The following is a 15,843-nucleotide window of genomic DNA, read 5'->3' as shown; positions in this document are numbered from 1 at the left end:
TGAAGTTTTGAGGAATAATACGCGTTTCCGGATTGTTTAAGATCCGAATTGCAAAGAAAATTTCTGCGGCGCGAGCACGAAATTTGCCGGTCTTCCCCCGTTGTTTGTTTCGGCGAGTTACGATGCACCCATGAGCGAGTTCCCTGTGGCACCCTCGGCATCGACCGACCGGCGGAAAATAATCACCAAACCCGTCTTGGCATGGGCATCCTGGGATTGGGGTTCCGCCGCGATCAACGCGGTGATGACAACTTTCGTCTTCACCGTGTATCTGACCAGCGACCTTTTCGGCAACAAGGACGCCAATTCGGTGGTCCTGGGCAACGGCCTGGCCATCGCCGGGGTGGCCATCGCGCTGCTGGCCCCGGTCACCGGGCTGCGTTCGGATGCCGGGGGCCGGAGGCGTTTCTGGCTGGGCGTGAACACCGTGATCGTGGCCCTTCTCACGGCCGCCTGCTTCTTCGTTTTCCCCGAGCCGCGTTTCCTGGTCCTCGGGGTGACCCTGATTGCCGCGGCCTCGGTCTTCGCGGAGTTCGCCGCGGTGAACTACAACGCGATGCTGCCGCAGATTTCCACCCCGTCCACCATCGGCAAGGTCTCCGGATTCGGCTGGGGCATGGGCTACCTCGGTGGCATCCTGGCCCTGGCGATCGTGCTGTTCACCCTGGTGACCCCGCTCTTCGACTGGGCCGGGGCCTCGGACACCAACTCGCTGAACCTGCGCCTGGTCGCGGTGTTCTCCGCCGTGTGGTTCATGGGCTTCGGCCTGCCGGTGCTCTTTGCGGTGCCCGAGATCCCCGGGGATCCCGGCGGCCCGCGCTTCACCATCGTGCAGTCCTACCAGGAATTGTGGCGCCGCGTCGTGGCGCTGGCCCGCGCGGATCGCCACACGGTCTATTTCCTGTTCGCCAGTGCGGTCTTCCGCGACGGGCTGGCGGCGGTGTTCACCTTCGGCGGGATCATCGCCGCGGGCACCTTCGGCTTCCCGCTGCAGCAGGTGATCATCTTCGCCATCGTCGGCAACGTGGTGGCCGCTGCAGGGGCCATGGTCGGCGGCATGCTCGATGACAGGATCGGTCCCAAGCGGGTTATCGTCATCTCCCTGATCGGGTTGCTCGTTGCGGGCCTGGGCGTGTTCTTCTCCCCCGACGCCTCGGGCTTCTGGATCTTCGGGTTGCTGCTGTGCCTGTTCGTCGGTCCCGCTCAGGCCTCCAGCCGAGCCTTCCTGGCCCGGCTGGCCCCGACCGGGCAGGAGGGCGAGCTGTTCGGGCTCTACGCCACCACGGGCCGTGCCGTCAGCTTCCTGGCCCCGGCCCTCTTCGCGGCCTCCATCGCCCTGGCCGCCCCGCATGTGGCCGAGGCCCAGCGCTACGGCATCCTGGGCATCCTGGTGGTGCTGCTCCTGGGGCTGCTGCTGCTGATCCCGGTTCGCGGCCCGCGCACGTCCGCCTAGCCTCCCTGGCGGGCCGTGGCTTTTGCCCGTCATTGGTGGTTGCATTTAGCCATGAGCACACCAACACCTGTGACCGTTGCCGTGACCGGAGCCGGAGGGCAGATCGGCTATGCGCTGCTGTTCCGCATCGCCTCCGGGGCCATGTTCGGACCCGACACCCCGGTGAGGTTGCAGTTGCTGGAGATCCCTGCCGGCATGAAGTCGGCCGAGGGCAGCGCCCTGGAATTGCAGGACTGTGCGTTCGGCTCGCTGGCATCGGTGGAAGTGACAAGCGATCCCTCCCGCGGCTTCGACGGTGCCAACGTGGCCCTGCTGGTCGGTTCCCGGCCGCGCGGGGCCGGGATGGAACGCGGGGACCTGCTGGCCGCCAACGGTGCGATCTTCGGTCCGCAGGGTGCAGCCATCAACGCCCATGCGGCTGCGGATGTGCGCGTCCTGGTGGTGGGGAACCCCGCCAACACCAATGCGTTGATCGCCGCGGCCCATGCGCCGGATGTGCCCCCCGAACGCTTCACCGCCATGACCCGCCTGGACCACAACCGGGCGCTGGCGCAGCTGGCCCGCACCCTGGATGTCCCCGTGGCGGGCATCGGCAACGTGGCCATCTGGGGGAACCACTCGGCCTCCCAGGTCCCGGACATCTCCCACGGCTGGGTCCAGGGCCCCGACGGAACGCGCCGCCCGCTGCCCGAGGCGTTGACCGAGGCGCTGGGCGGCAGCTGCAGCCTCGAGTCCTGGTTGGCGGAGAGATTCATTCCCAGGGTGGCCAAGCGCGGGGCGGAGATCATTGCCGTGCGAGGTTCCTCCTCGGCCGCTTCGGCCGCGGCCGCAGCCGTCGAGCACGTCCGGGACTGGGTCTCGGGAACCGCCGATTCGTGGACGTCGGCGGGGGTGGTCTCGGACGGATCCTACGGGGTGCCCCGGGGCCTGGTCAGTTCCTTTCCCGTGCACTCGCGCGACGGCGCCTGGCAGATCGAGCAGGGTCTGGAGCCGGGAGCCGAGGTCCGTGCGCGGATCGCGGCCTCGGTCAGGGAGCTCGAGGAGGAACGCGGGATGGTCGCCTCCATGGGGCTGATCGGACGCGACCAGGGAAGGAACGGACGGTGAAGCCCCTGGCCCGCTTGGAGGTGCCCGGGCTGGAGGTCGCGGTTCGCGATGCGGCGCGGGCCGACCTGCCCGCGCTCCTGTCGATGCTGGCCGATGACCAACTGGGCGCAACACGGGATGCGCCCGGGGAGGATTCGGGGTCGTACCTGGCGGCCTTCGAGGCCATCGAGCGGGACCCGGCGCACCGATTGCTGGTGTGCGAGCATGCGGGGCAGGTCATCGCCATGCTGCAGCTCTCGCTCATCCCGGGCTTGTCCCGCCGCGGGGCCTGGCGCGCGCAGATCGAGGCGGTGCGCACCCAGGCGGACTACCGCGGGCGCGGGGTGGGGAAGAAATTCCTTCAGTGGTGCATCGGGTACGCGCGGTCCCAGTGTTGCTCGTTGGTGCAGCTGACGACGGACAAGAGCCGCGCCGACGCGCACCGCTTCTATGCGGGCCTCGGATTCACGGCGAGCCACGATGGCATGAAGTTGCAGCTGTAGGGATGTGCGGCCCCGCCGGGCGCTTAAGCAGGTGCGCAGGCCTGGTTCCCCGGACCTGCGCACGCACACGAACGCCAGGTGGTTGTGGCTAGCTTTCCAGCGTCGTGCGGTGGAAGTTCAGGTGGCTGCGCGATGCGGTGGGTCCGCGCTGGCCCTGGTAGCGGTTTCCGTAGGCACCGGACCCGTAGGGGTGCTCGGCCGGGGAAGAGAGCTTGAAGAAGCACAGCTGCCCGATCTTCGATCCCGGCCACAGCTTGATGGGCAGGGTCGCCATGTTCGACAGTTCCAGGGTCACGTGCCCGGAGAACCCCGGGTCGATGAATCCGGCGGTGGAGTGGGTCAACAGGCCCAGGCGCCCCAGCGAGCTCTTGCCCTCCAGCCGGGCGGCGATGTCGGTGGGCAGGGTGACGGTTTCGTACGTCGAGCCCAGCACGAATTCTCCGGGGTGCAGGATGAATGCCTCGTCGGGAGCGACTTCCACCAGGCGCGTCAGCTCCGGCTGGTCCGCGGCCGGGTCGATGTGGGCGTACTTGTGGTTGTCGAAAAGCCGGAAGAACCGATCGAGCCTCACATCCACGCTCGCCGGCTGGATCATCTCCGGGTCGTAGGGGTCCAACTTAATACGTTCGGAGGCCAGCTCGCGTCGAATATCACCATCAGAAATCAGCACGCTACCCAAAATATCCCATTGGGCACGTGGACCGGGCATTGGTGACCTCGTCGAGCCGCCCGGACCGTGCCGCTTCGGGTCCCGGACCGTGTGCTGCGAGCCCTCCGGCATGGGCTAACCACGGGCCCAGCGGTTATCCTGAAGGGGATCCATCTTGCTTCATTCCCCGAAGGGACATCGTGTCTTTGTTTCGTGCCGGCATTCCCGCCCTGTTGCTGGGCGCCAGCCTGGTGCTGGCAGCCCCCCTCGCCGCACAGGCCGCGCCCGCGGCACCAGCTGCGGCGCAGGTGCATGCGGAAAAGCAGCCGAAACCGCCGACAACCGAGGAACTGACCAAGGACCAGGGGTCCTACCTGGCGCTGGTGAGCCGGGACCACCCCCTGGATCCGGCGAACTACAAGCCCAAGGACCTGCGCGACGTCGCCGGCAGCGGGCACGAACTGCGCAAGGACGCCGCCACCGCCTTGGAGTCCCTGCTCAAGGCGGCGCGCAAGGATTCCCAGTCGCTGGCCGTGCTCAGCGCATACCGCTCCTATGACCGCCAGTTGTCCTTGTTCAACGGGTACAAGGCCCGGTACGGGACCGAATACGCCACACGGTTGTCGGCACCGGCCGGAACCAGCGAACACCAGATCGGGCTGGCCGCGGACATCGGCCTGTCCAGCGGATACTGCAACCTCAAGGCCTGCTTCGGCGACACCGCCGGCGGGAAGTGGCTGGCCGCCAATGCCGCGGACTTCGGCTTCATCGTCCGCTACCCGTCCGACGGCGAAAAGGTGACCGGATACAAGTACGAGCCGTGGCACCTGCGCTACATCGGCGTGGACCAGGCCAAGGCCATGGCAAAATCCAAGGCCGGCACCTTCGAGGCATTCCACGCGTCCCTGGTCAAGGCGTCCAAGGTCAAGCCGCTGACGGCCGCAGAGATCAAGCAGCAGCGCGAGTCCCTGCTGGTGCTGCGGTTCCTGCCGCCCTACCGCGACTGGTCGATCGGCTACGACTTCGCCCGCTAGCAAGCCGCCCGGCTTCCGCGGGGCTTTCCCGTTCCCTCCCGGCGACGCTTCGCCGGGGTGAACCGTCCGCCAACGTGGTGCCCACGCCAACCACCCAGGTGTTTTAGCCATGCCTAAACCGGGCTATTCTTTAGCCATGGCGAAAGACACCCCCGAGGCCCCGGTAGCAACAGGGCAATCCACGACCCCCGGCACGAACCTGCCGGCGACCCGCCGCCTGCTCTGGCTGCTGGGCCCGGCCCTGGTCGCCGGGGTCGCCTACCTGGACCCGGGCAACGTCGCGGCCAACATGAGCGCCGGGGCGCAATACGGGTACCTGCTGGTGTGGGTGGTGCTCAGCGGCAACCTCATGGCCTGGCTGGTGCAGTACCTCTCGGCGAAGCTCGGAGTGGTGACCGGAAAGTCGCTGCCCGAGGTGTTGCGCGAACGCTTCGGCAGCCGGGCGGGCCGGATCGCCTACTGGCTCCAGGCCGAGGCCGTCGCCATGGCCACCGATGTCGCCGAGGTCATCGGCGGGGCCGTGGCCCTCTACCTGCTCTTCGACCTGCCGTTGCTGGCCGGGGGCCTGATCACCGGGGTCATCTCCATGGGGCTTCTGCTGGTCCAGTCCCGCCGCGGACCCTGGGTCTTTGAACGCATCGTGATCGGCCTGCTGCTGGTCATTGCCGTGGGATTCTGCGCCGGGGTGTTCATCGCACCGCCCGAGGCGGCCGGGTTGGCCAGCGGGCTGGTTCCCCGCTTCGCCGACACCAACTCGGTGCTGCTGGCCGTGTCCATCCTCGGTGCCACGATCATGCCGCACGCGATCTATGCCCACTCCTCGCTGGCACGGGACCGCTTCGGCTCCAAGCCGCTGCTCCGCTCCATCCCCCGGCTGCTGAAGGCCACGCGCTGGGACGTCTCGATCGCCATGCTCATCGCAGGTTCGGTCAACGTCGCGATGCTGCTGCTGGCCGCGGTGAACCTGGCCGGGGTCGACGGCACCGAATCCCTTGAGGGGGCCCACGCTGCCCTCGAGGTTGCCCTGGGCCCCGTGGTCGCCACGCTCTTCGCCGTGGGTCTGCTGGCCTCCGGCCTGGCCTCCACCGCGGTGGGCGCCTACGCCGGGGCCGAGATCATGGCGGGGCTGCTGCACCGGCGCATTTCCCTGTTGGCCCGCCGCCTGATCACCCTCGCCCCGGCCCTGGCCCTGCTGGCCTCCGGAGTGGAGCCGACCTTCGCGCTGATCATCAGCCAGGTCGCCCTGTCCTTCGGCATCCCCTTCGCGCTGATCCCGCTGGTGAACCTCACGGCCCGCAAGGCCGTCATGGGCGCACACGCCAACCGCTGGTTCACGACCGGGGCCGGGATCCTGGTTTCCGTGCTGCTGGTGTCGCTGAACGTGCTGCTGATCGTGCTCACCGTCCGGGGCTGATGCCCCAAAAGCTGCGCGGGCCCGGGGCCGCCACCGGATGCAAGACACCGGTGGGGGTGCGGGCAGGACTGCCCGCACCCCCACTTGGGTGCCGTGGAAACCTTGGAGGCTCCGCTGCGTGATGCCTACTTGGTGCGGATCGGCAGGCCCGTGAAGGTCGGCTTGGAGGACTCGGAGAAGAAGTCGTTGCCCTTGTCGTCGACGACGATGAACGCCGGGAAGTCCTCGACCTCGATCTTCCAGATCGCTTCCATGCCGAGCTCCTCGTACTCGAGAACCTCGACCTTCTTGATGCAATCCAGGGCCAGGCGGGCGGCCGGGCCGCCGATGGAGCCCAGGTAGAAGCCGCCGTGGGTGTTGCACGCGTCGGTGACCGCCTTGGAGCGGTTGCCCTTGGCCAGCATCACCATCGAGCCGCCGGCGGCCTGGAACTGCTCGACGTAGGAGTCCATGCGACCGGCGGTGGTCGGGCCGAAGGAACCCGAGGCCATGCCTTCGGGGGTCTTGGCCGGTCCCGCATAGTAGACCGGGTGGTCCTTGAGGTACGCCGGCATGTCCTCGCCGGCGTCCAGGCGTTCCTTGATCTTGGCGTGCGCGATGTCTCGGGCTACCACCAGCGGCCCGGACAGCGACAGGCGGGTCTTGACCGGGTGCTTGGTCAGCTCGGCCAGGATCTGCTCCATCGGCTGGTTCAGGTCGATCTTCACCACCGAGGAGCCGCCGGTGCCGGTGACCCCGTCGGTCTCCGAGTCGTGGGCGGCGATCGCCGGGTGGTCGGACTCCGGCATGAAGCGCGCCGGATCGGTTTCCAGCTGCTCCACGAACACGCCCTCGGGGGTGATCTTGGCCAGCATCTGGCGGTCGGCCGAGCACGAGACGGCAATGGCGACCGGCAGCGAGGCACCGTGGCGCGGCAGGCGCACCACGCGCACATCGTGGCAGAAGTACTTGCCGCCGAACTGGGCGCCGATGCCGAAGTTGCGGGTCAGCTCCAGCACCTGCTCCTCCAGCTCGGTGTCGCGGAAGCCGCGGCCGGTCATCGCGCCGGTGGTCGGCAGGTTGTCCAGGTACTTGGCCGAACCGTATTTGGCGGTCTTCAGCGCGAATTCGGCGGAGGTGCCGCCGATGACAATGGACAAGTGGTACGGCGGGCACGCGGCGGTGCCCAGCGAGCGCAGCTTCTCATCAAGGAAGCGCAGCATCGCGTTCGGGTTCAGGATGGCCTTGGTCTCCTGGTACAGGAAGGACTTGTTCGCCGAGCCGCCGCCCTTGGCCATGAAGAGGAACTTGTACTGGTTCTCGTGCCCCGGGGTGGTGTCCGCGTACAGCTCGATCTGCGCCGGCAGGTTGTTGCCCGTGGACTTTTCTTCCCAGGTGGTCAGCGGGGCCAGCTGCGAGTAGCGCAGGTTCAGCGTGGTGTAGGCGTTGTAGATGCCCTTGGACAGGTCCTTCTCGTCCGGGCCCTGGGTCAGCACCTGCGAACCGCGCTTGCCCATGACGATGGCCGTTCCGGTGTCCTGGCACATCGGAAGGATGCCGCCGGCGGCGATGTTGGCGTTCTTCAACAGGTCCAGGGCGACGAACTTGTCGTTCGGGCTGGCTTCCTCGTCATCGAGGATGTTGCGCAGCTGCTGAAGGTGCGCCGGGCGCAGGTAGTGCGAGATGTCGTGCAGTGCGGTGGAGGCCAGCAGTTCAAGCGCCTCGGGGTCGACCTCGAGGTATGTCCGGCCGCCCGGACCCTCGATGGTGCGTACGCCTTCGGTGGAAATCTGGCGGTAGGTGGTCTCGTCCGCCCCGATGGGCAGGAGGTCTTCGTACTGGAATTCGGGCATCAGGCTTCCTTGCAACAGAAACAATTTTGTCCCTCCACTCTAGAACGGTTGGCCCTTCAACCAGACATCGGGTTGCGCCGCCGGTCGCTTAGTCGACATGCTTGGGGGCATGAGCGAAGAGAACGAGCAAGCCAAGACCAGCACCAACGCCGAGGACATCCAGGCGGCCTTGGGCGTTGAACCGAAGACCGTCGGCAACGAGCCGGCCACCCACCTGGAGATGATGATCCGCGCCGCCCAGAATGATCCGGCGCTAAACGGACAGGTCATCGCCAGCTTCATGAACTCAGAAGTGTATTTCCTCAGCCGTGAGGAGGTCTCCGGCGAAACCACCAACGCGCAGCCGATGCTGCTGCAGAACGCCGCCGGCGAACCCGTCATCGCCCTGTTCACCCACCTGGCCCGGATCCCGGGCGCCTACATCGACGTCGCACCCTACGGGGTGCAGCTGCTGGGCGGCACCATCATCCGCTCGCTGCAAGACACCGGGCTGGTCATCAACCCGGGCCACGAGATCTGCCTGGAGATCGACGCCGCCGGGGTGAAGACCATCCGCCAGGAATTCAACCTCGACGGAAGCCTGAAAAAGCCCTCGAAGTAGGCCCAGGGTTCATCCCGCCTGCATGGGTGGCCGGAATCACGGGCCACGGCCCGCCGCGAGGTCTAGAGTGGGATCATGAATTTTGAAGATACGTCGCTGCCCGGCCTGGGCGTCCGTCGCGAAATAACCCTCGCGTCCGGGCGCCGGGTGGGCGTGGTGATCCTGCGTGACGGAACCATGCAGCTGATCATTTCCCAGCGCGAGGACCCCGACGCCTGTGCCGCGGCCATACCGCTGAGCACCGAAGAGGCCGGGGCCATCGGCGCCATGCTCGGTGCACCGCAACTGGTCACCCAGCTGTCGGACCAGCACCGGGATTTGCCCGGGGTCAACACGCAGCAATTCGTGCTCAGCCACGAAAGCCCGTACGTGAACCAGACTCTCGGTGACACGCACCTGCGCACCCGCACGGGCGTCTCGGTCGTCGCGATCTCACGCAGCGGCAGCGTCTTCCCCTCCCCCAGCCCCGGCTTCGAGCTCAATGCCGGGGACGTGCTGGTCATCGTCGGAACCTCTGCAGGGTTGGAAAACGCAGCGCACCTGATCAACGACGGCTAAGGGAGAGGTGCACGGGACATGGACGGCACCGCGCTGATCTTGGTCGAGCTTGGCGCCGTTTTCTTGGGGCTTGGGTTGTTGGGGAGGCTGGCTGCCAGGGTCGGCATGTCCCCCGTTCCGTTGTACCTGCTGGGCGGGCTGCTCTTTGGCAGCGGCGGCATGGTCAACCTGGCGGGCATTTCCGAGTTCGGGGAGATCGCCAGCGAAATCGGGGTGATCCTGCTCCTGCTGATGCTGGGCCTGGAATACACCGCCCGCGAACTTGTCACCGGATTAAAGGGGGCCTGGCTCGCCGGGATCGTGGACCTGGTGCTGAATTTCACCCCGGGCGCCGGACTGGCCCTGCTCATGGGCTGGGGCTTTCCCGGGGCACTGGTCCTGGGCGGAGTCACCTATGTCTCCTCCTCCGGCATCATCGCCAAGGTCCTTTCGGACCTGGGCAGGCTGGGCAACAGGGAAACACCGGTGGTGCTCTCCATCCTGGTGCTCGAGGACCTGGCCATGGCCATCTACCTGCCGGTGCTCACCGCCACGCTGGCCGGGCTCAGCTTCCTGGGCGGGTTGCGTGCGGTCGGCATCGCGCTGGGCACCATCACCCTGGTCTTGTTGGCGGCGTTGCGCTTCGGCCCGCAGATCTCCCGGCTGATCCACTCCTCGGACCGCGAAAACTTCCTGCTCAAGCTGATCGGCGCCGCACTGCTGGTCGCGGGGCTCGCCTCGGCGCTGCAGGTGTCCGCCGCGGTCGGCGCATTCATGCTCGGCATTGCGATTTCCGGGTCCACCGCGCACTCGGCGACCAAGGTCCTCGAGCCGCTGCGTGACCTGTTTGCCGCGATGTTCTTCGTGGTCTTCGGGCTGAACACCGATCCGACCACCATTCCCGCGGTGCTGCCGATGGCGGTCCTGCTGGCCGTTGTCACCTCGCTGACGAAGGTCGCCACCGGTGTCTGGGCCGCCAGACGCGCCGGCATCGGGGTCCCCGGGCGCATCCGCGCCGGTGTCGCGTTGATTGCGCGCGGCGAATTCTCCATTGTCATTGCCGGCTTGGCCGTCGCTTCCGGGGCGGTCACCGGCGAGCTGGCAGCGCTCGCAACCGCATACGTGCTGCTGCTGGCGGTCCTCGGCCCCGTGGCGGCCCGCCTGGCCGAGCCTCTGTCCCGTCCGTTCCTGTCCAAGGCCGCACCGGAGCCGGACACGGCTTTTTGACGCGCCCGGGATCGCCGATTAGGTTTTCGCACCCCACCTTGGGATATGCTGTTTTTTGCCCGGGCGGTCATTAGGCTTCCCGGAGCACTGCGGGCGTAGCTCAATGGTAGAGCGCCAGCTTCCCAAGCTGGACACGCGGGTTCGATTCCCGTCGCCCGCTCGCAAGCATGTGGGACCCGGCCGGCGGCCGGGTCCCACGTCGTTAAGGCCTTCGCGCGGCGCGGGTCCACCAACAGCGGGAAGCGGGCCCTTAAACCTCATGAGCGGAGTACTCTCTGGTTTTGCCGTGGTCTGGACCGTCATTGCCGTGGGGTATTTCGTCGGGCGGACCGGCGTGCTGGGCGAGAACGCCCGCTACGTGCTCAACCGGCTGACCTTCTTCGTCGCCAGCCCGGCCCTGCTGTTCACCACCCTGGCCGACTCCAACCCCGCCTCGGTGCTTGGCCCGTTCCTGGGTGTTGCCGCGCTTTCCTCCCTGGCCACCGCCATTGCCTTCGTGCTGGTGACCCGCTGGTGGCTGCGCCGGGATTTGACCGAGTCGACCATCGGCGCCATGAGTGCTTCCACGGTGAACTCGGCCAACCTGGGGTTGCCCATTGCCCTGTACGTCCTGGGCGACATGGCCCACGCGGCGCCGGTGATCCTGTGGCAGCTGGCCCTGTACTCCCCCGTGTGCCTGGCCATCCTGGATGCCAGCACCTCGAGGCACCGCACCACGGTGTTCTCCATGCTGGTCCAGACCCTGAAAAACCCGATGATCGTCGGCTCGCTGGCCGGCCTGGCGTGTGCGTTGTTCGACTTCAGGCTCCCCCAGCCGCTGGGCGACCCCATCGAGCTGATCGCCGGGGCCTCGATCCCGGCCATGCTCATCGCCTTCGGCATTTCGCTGGTGGGCTCCAGGCCCCTGGAGGCCTCCGGCGGCCGGAGGGCCGACACCTTGGTGGCCACCGGCATGAAGCTGGTGTTCCAGCCCGTGGTCGCCTGGGCGCTGGCCGTGTGGGTGTTCCGCCTGGACCCCCACGCCGTGTTTGCCGCGGTCATCATGGCCGCACTTCCCACGGCCCAGAACATCTTCGTCACCGCCTCGCGCTACGAGCGCGGCATCGTCCTGGCGAAGGACACCGTCCTGCTCACCACCATCGTCGCGGTCCCGGCCATGATGCTCGTTCCCCTGTTGCTGACCTGAGCTTCTTCCCGGATTGGCACCGGGCTGCAGGCTAGAACGCGACGTGGCGACGTACTTCGGAACAAAAGGCTTATGCGACTAGCACCTCCGTGTTAGCGTCTGAGCAAGGTTCACTTGTTCGGCATCCGGTGCCCGCCTCGATTCGCGAAGGCGGCAGCTGCCGGTCGGCGGGTGGACGACCGTGACCGAAAGGACCGTTTCCCATGAAGCGCCACATCATCGCCCTGGCCACCGCCGCATTGCTCGCCGTGTCGGTCACCGGTTGCAGCGGCTCCACCGAACCTTCCGGGTCTCCCGCCGCCAGCGGCACCGCGACCGGCGTGACACTCAAGCAGGTCCAGGATTCCGGGGTGCTGAAGATCGGCACCGAGGGAACCTACAAGCCGTTCTCCTTCCACGAGGGAGGCACCGGCGCGCTGACCGGCTTCGACGTCGAGGTTGTCACCGCCGTGGCCCGGAAGCTGGGCGTGAAGCCGCAGTTCGAGGAAACCCAGTGGGATGCGATCTTTGCCGGGCTGGAAGCCGGGCGCTCCGACGTGATCGCCAACCAGGTCTCCATCACCCCGGAGCGCGAGGCCAAGTATGAGTTTTCCAAGCCCTATACCGTGAGCACCGGGGTGATCGTGACCAAGTCCGACAATACCGACATTTCCTCCTTCGCGGATTTGAAGGGCAAGACCACCGCCCAGTCCCTGACCAGCAATTGGCAGCAGCTGGCCAAGGACTCCGGGGCAAATATCGAGGCCGTCGAGGGCTGGGCCCAGGCCATCACGTTGCTGAAGCAGGGCCGCGTCGATGCCACCATCAATGACAAGCTCACCTACCTGGATGCGCAGAAAACCAAGCAGGACGACGGCATCAAGATCGCCGCAGAGACCGCCGAGAAGTCCCTCAGCGCCATGGCCTTCCGGCAGGGCAGCGAGGACCTGGTCAAGGCCGTGGACAAGGCACTCGATGAGCTCTCGAGTGACGGGACCCTGTCCACGATCTCCGAGAAGTACTTCGGTGCCGACGTCACCAAGTAGTTTCCTGCAGCATCGCGGGCTGCATCCCGGCGGCCCGCGACTCCACCGTGCGAAGGAGCCCTGCCCATGGACATCGATTGGGAACTGATCGGCGATTCCCTCTGGCCCATTGTGCTGGGCGGGCTGAGCGGCACCATTCCGCTGTCGTTGGCAAGCTTTGCCATCGGCCTGGCGATTGCGCTGGTCATGGCGCTGATGCGGCTGAGCCGAAACCCGGTGGTGTCCTTCATCGCCCGGGTCTACATCTCGGTGATCCGCGGCACGCCGTTGCTGGTGCAGCTCTTCGTCATCTTCTACGGGCTGCCCTCCATCGGCGTGACCCTGAGCCCGTGGCCAAGCGCCATCATTGCCTTCTCGATGAACGTCGGCGGCTACGCGGCGGAGGTGATCCGGGCGGCCATCCTTTCGGTCCCCAAGGGGCAGTGGGAGGCCGGATACACCATTGGCATGTCGCGCACCACCACGCTGCGCCGGCTGATCTTGCCGCAGGCGGCCAGGGTCTCCGTCCCGCCGCTGTCAAACACATTCATTTCCCTGGTCAAGGACACATCCCTGGCCTCGCTGATCACATTCACCGAGCTGTTCCGCCGCGCCCAGGAAATCGCCGCTTTCAGCCAGGAATTCATGCTCGTCTACATCGAGGCGGCCCTGGTGTACTGGGTGTTCTGCCTGGTGCTTTCCTCGGGCCAGACCCGACTGGAAAGAAGGTTTGACCGCTATGTCGCACACTGACCCCGGCAACGCCCGGCCCCTGCTGAGGGCCACCGACCTGCAAAAGAGCTTCGGCGAACACCAGGTGCTCAAGTCCATTGACCTGTTGATCGGCAAGGGACAGGTCCTGGCATTGATCGGACCGTCCGGTTCCGGCAAGACCACGGTGCTGCGCTGCCTCAACGGGTTGGAGATCCCCGACGGCGGCGAGGTGGCCTTCGACGGCGGACCGGCGGTGGCCTTCGCCCCGGGCACCACGCAGAAGCAGGCGCAGGTGCTGCGCACCCGCAGCGCCATGGTGTTCCAGAACTACAACCTCTTCCCGCACATGACGGTGCTGGAAAATGTCATCGAGGGCCCCCTCCAGGTCCAGCGCCGCAAACGCGCCGAGGTGATCGCCGAGGCCGAGTCGCTGCTGGCCCGGGTCGGGCTGGCCGAGAAGCGCGACCAGTACCCGCACCAGCTCTCCGGAGGCCAGCAGCAGCGCGTGGGCATTGTCCGGGCGCTGGCGCTGAAGCCGTCGCTGCTGCTCTTCGACGAGCCGACCTCGGCCCTGGACCCGGAACTGGTGGGAGACGTGCTCAGGGTGATCAAGGAACTCGCCGACGAGGGCTGGACCATGGTGCTGGTGACCCACGAGCTGGCCTTCGCCCGGGAGGTCGCCGACGAGATCGTGTTCATGGACCAGGGCGTGGTCGTCGAGCGCGGGCATCCCGAGGTGGTGCTGCGCACCCCGCAGAACGAGCGCACCAAGCAGTTTGTGCACCGCCTGCTCAACCCGTTCTAGGGACCGCCGCCGTGACGGGCGAAAAAGAATTGGTGCGCCCACCACCACTGACGTGTTCCAGACCGTAGGCTATGGACATGGCCAAGATGACGACATCCCAGCATGTGGAAACCATAACCGCCGGTTACGCCTTCGAAGGCCCGGCCGTGACACTCGGAGCGGCGTTGGTTGATGACCAGCTCTTCCCCGAGGCGCAGGTCCGCTTGCCGCTGCGCATGATGAACCGGCACGGACTGGTGGCCGGCGCCACCGGCACCGGCAAGACCATCACCCTGCAGTTGATGGCCGAGCAGCTCTCCGCCCATGGGGTCCCGGTGTTCCTTGCCGACATCAAGGGGGACCTCACCGGACTTTCCACCCCGGGAACGCCGACGGAAAAACTGGCTGCGCGCACCGCCTCGGTCGGCATGGCCTGGGAAGCGAAGTCCTTCCCCGTGGAGTACTACTCGCTGGGCGGGGACGGGCAGGGGATCCCGATCCGGGCCACCATCTCCTCCTTCGGCCCGTTGCTGCTCTCGCGGATCATGGAGTTGAACGAGACCCAGGAATCCTGCCTGCAGCTGATCTTCCACTACGCGGACACCAAGGACCTGGAGCTGCACGACCTCAAGGACCTCCGCGCGGTCATCACGCATTTGACCAGCGACGAGGGCAAGACCGAGCTCGAGGGCCTGGGCGGGGTCTCCAAGGCCACCGCCGGGGTGATCCTGCGCGAGCTGGTCACCCTGCAGGCCCAGGGCATGGAGTCCTTCTTCGGCGAACCGGAATTCGACACCGCCGAGTTGCTGCGCCAGGCGCCCGACGGGCGGGGAATCATCAGCTGTCTGGAACTTCCCACGCTCATGGAAAAGCCGGTGCTCTTTTCCACCTTCATGATCTGGCTGCTGGCCGACCTCTTCTCCGAGCTGCCCGAGGTCGGAAACCCGGAGAAGCCGAAGCTGGTGTTCTTCCTCGACGAGGCCCACCTGCTCTTCAACGGGGCCTCCAAGGCGTTCCTGGCCTCGATCACCGCCACGGTGCGGCTGATCCGCTCCAAGGGCGTCGGGGTGTTCTTCGTGACCCAGACGCCCAAGGACGTCCCCGCGGACGTGCTCGGGCAGCTGGCCAACCGCGTCCAGCACGCGCTGCGCGCCTTCACCCCGGACGACGCCAAGGCCCTGAAGGCGACCATCTCCACGTTCCCCACCAGCGACTACGACCTGGATGCGGCGTTGACGCAGGCCGGTACCGGTGAAGCGGTGGTCACCGTGATGAACGAGAAGGGCGCCCCGACCCCGGTGGCCTGGACCCGGATGTGGAGCCCGGAATCGACCATGGGCCCCTCGGCGCCGGAAACGGTTTCCGGGATCATTGGCACCTCGGCCCTGATGCAGGTCTACGGCACGGCCGTGGACCGGGAGTCCGCGTTCGAGAAACTCGCCGCGGGCGCCGGGACACCGGCTGTTGCCCAGGTCCCCACCGGCGGATCGGTGGCCGCACGCGTGCCCGGTCCGGGCCAGTCCCAGGCCGACATCGATGCCGCGGCCCGCGAAATCGAGGAATCGATCCTGGGCCGGCCCTCGTCGATCCCTCATTCCGCACCGGGACCCGGCGCCAACGATTACGCCATGCCCGAACCCCCGGCGACCGCGAAGAAAGCCCCCGGTCGCAAGACAAGTGCCCCCGCCCCCGCGCCGAAACCCGACAATCCCGTGCTTGACATGGCCTTGCAGGCCGCAAACATGATCGGCAGAGAGCTGTTTCGCGGCATGTTCGGCACCAAGCGGCGCCGCCGACGCTAGGGAGGGTCGGCGCGAAC

Annotated in this window: 15 protein-coding genes and 1 tRNA gene; 14 read left to right on the top strand and 2 right to left on the bottom strand. The window is 66.9% G+C overall.

Annotated features, from left to right (window positions below; translation table 11 throughout):
* Positions 1–130: 130 nt before the first annotated feature.
* From J2T21_RS15370 to J2T21_RS15360, 3 genes are read left to right on the top strand one after another with little or no spacing between them, the layout of a single operon-like run.
* Positions 131–1,453, top strand: a complete 1,323-nt coding sequence (locus tag J2T21_RS15370) for an MFS transporter (protein ID WP_307582444.1) — start codon at positions 131–133, stop codon at positions 1,451–1,453.
* A 51-nt stretch (positions 1,454–1,504) separates the two neighbouring features.
* On the top strand, positions 1,505–2,560 hold the full coding sequence (locus tag J2T21_RS15365) for a malate dehydrogenase (RefSeq protein ID WP_307582443.1): 1,056 nt from the start codon (positions 1,505–1,507) through the stop codon (positions 2,558–2,560).
* On the top strand, positions 2,557–3,042 hold the full coding sequence (locus J2T21_RS15360; RefSeq protein ID WP_307582441.1) for a GNAT family N-acetyltransferase: 486 nt from the start codon (positions 2,557–2,559) through the stop codon (positions 3,040–3,042). Before J2T21_RS15365 ends, J2T21_RS15360 begins: the two co-directional genes overlap by 4 nt.
* 88 nt (positions 3,043–3,130) lie before the next feature.
* Here J2T21_RS15360 and dcd read toward each other — a convergent pair whose 3' ends face one another.
* Positions 3,131–3,712, bottom strand: coding sequence for a dCTP deaminase (dcd, locus tag J2T21_RS15355; protein ID WP_307582440.1), 582 nt, complete (start codon positions 3,710–3,712; stop codon positions 3,131–3,133).
* A gap of 179 nt (positions 3,713–3,891) precedes the next feature.
* Here dcd and J2T21_RS15350 point away from each other — a divergent pair, with 179 nt between their 5' ends.
* Together J2T21_RS15350 and J2T21_RS15345 are read left to right on the top strand one after the other, a co-directional pair.
* The gene (locus J2T21_RS15350) at positions 3,892–4,725 is read left to right on the top strand and encodes a M15 family metallopeptidase (RefSeq protein WP_307582438.1); all 834 of its coding nucleotides are present in this window, start codon (positions 3,892–3,894) and stop codon (positions 4,723–4,725) included.
* A 136-nt stretch (positions 4,726–4,861) separates the two neighbouring features.
* Positions 4,862–6,139, top strand: a complete 1,278-nt coding sequence (locus J2T21_RS15345) for an Nramp family divalent metal transporter (RefSeq protein ID WP_307582436.1) — start codon at positions 4,862–4,864, stop codon at positions 6,137–6,139.
* Positions 6,140–6,264: 125 nt separating this feature from the next.
* Here the strand turns inward: J2T21_RS15345 and J2T21_RS15340 are convergent, their stop codons facing one another.
* On the bottom strand, positions 6,265–7,971 hold the full coding sequence (locus tag J2T21_RS15340) for a fumarate hydratase (protein ID WP_071212691.1): 1,707 nt from the start codon (positions 7,969–7,971) through the stop codon (positions 6,265–6,267).
* 109 nt (positions 7,972–8,080) lie between these two features.
* Here J2T21_RS15340 and J2T21_RS15335 point away from each other — a divergent pair, with 109 nt between their 5' ends.
* The 9 genes from J2T21_RS15335 (at position 8,081) to J2T21_RS15295 (ending at position 15,826) form a co-directional block, all read left to right on the top strand.
* The gene (locus tag J2T21_RS15335) at positions 8,081–8,572 is read left to right on the top strand and encodes an SseB family protein (protein WP_307582433.1); all 492 of its coding nucleotides are present in this window, start codon (positions 8,081–8,083) and stop codon (positions 8,570–8,572) included.
* A gap of 75 nt (positions 8,573–8,647) precedes the next feature.
* On the top strand, positions 8,648–9,130 hold the full coding sequence (locus J2T21_RS15330; protein ID WP_071212689.1) for a cation:proton antiporter regulatory subunit: 483 nt from the start codon (positions 8,648–8,650) through the stop codon (positions 9,128–9,130).
* Between the two features lie 18 nt (positions 9,131–9,148).
* On the top strand, positions 9,149–10,336 hold the full coding sequence (locus J2T21_RS15325; RefSeq protein WP_307582432.1) for a cation:proton antiporter: 1,188 nt from the start codon (positions 9,149–9,151) through the stop codon (positions 10,334–10,336).
* 89 nt (positions 10,337–10,425) lie between these two features.
* Positions 10,426–10,496, top strand: a tRNA-Gly gene (locus J2T21_RS15320).
* Positions 10,497–10,595: 99 nt separating this feature from the next.
* Positions 10,596–11,522, top strand: coding sequence for an AEC family transporter (locus tag J2T21_RS15315; protein WP_307582430.1), 927 nt, complete (start codon positions 10,596–10,598; stop codon positions 11,520–11,522).
* Positions 11,523–11,725: 203 nt separating this feature from the next.
* Positions 11,726–12,547 carry an amino acid ABC transporter substrate-binding protein gene (locus J2T21_RS15310; RefSeq protein ID WP_307582428.1) on the top strand — a complete coding sequence of 274 codons (822 nt, stop codon included), beginning with the start codon at positions 11,726–11,728 and terminating at the stop codon, positions 12,545–12,547.
* Positions 12,548–12,613: 66 nt separating this feature from the next.
* Positions 12,614–13,279 carry an amino acid ABC transporter permease gene (locus J2T21_RS15305; protein WP_307582427.1) on the top strand — a complete coding sequence of 222 codons (666 nt, stop codon included), beginning with the start codon at positions 12,614–12,616 and terminating at the stop codon, positions 13,277–13,279.
* A complete protein-coding gene (locus J2T21_RS15300) occupies positions 13,266–14,045 on the top strand; it encodes an amino acid ABC transporter ATP-binding protein (protein ID WP_307582425.1) in 780 nt (259 codons plus the stop codon). Before J2T21_RS15305 ends, J2T21_RS15300 begins: the two co-directional genes overlap by 14 nt.
* A gap of 71 nt (positions 14,046–14,116) precedes the next feature.
* Positions 14,117–15,826 carry a helicase HerA-like domain-containing protein gene (locus tag J2T21_RS15295; protein ID WP_373458008.1) on the top strand — a complete coding sequence of 570 codons (1,710 nt, stop codon included), beginning with the start codon at positions 14,117–14,119 and terminating at the stop codon, positions 15,824–15,826.
* The last annotated feature ends 17 nt before the right edge of the window (positions 15,827–15,843 follow it).

This window comes from Paeniglutamicibacter psychrophenolicus, from assembly GCF_030812255.1.
Classification (GTDB): domain Bacteria; phylum Actinomycetota; class Actinomycetes; order Actinomycetales; family Micrococcaceae; genus Paeniglutamicibacter; species Paeniglutamicibacter psychrophenolicus_A.
The sequence above is the reverse complement of the archived record's forward strand: the minus strand, read 5'-3'. Positions and strand labels throughout refer to the sequence as shown.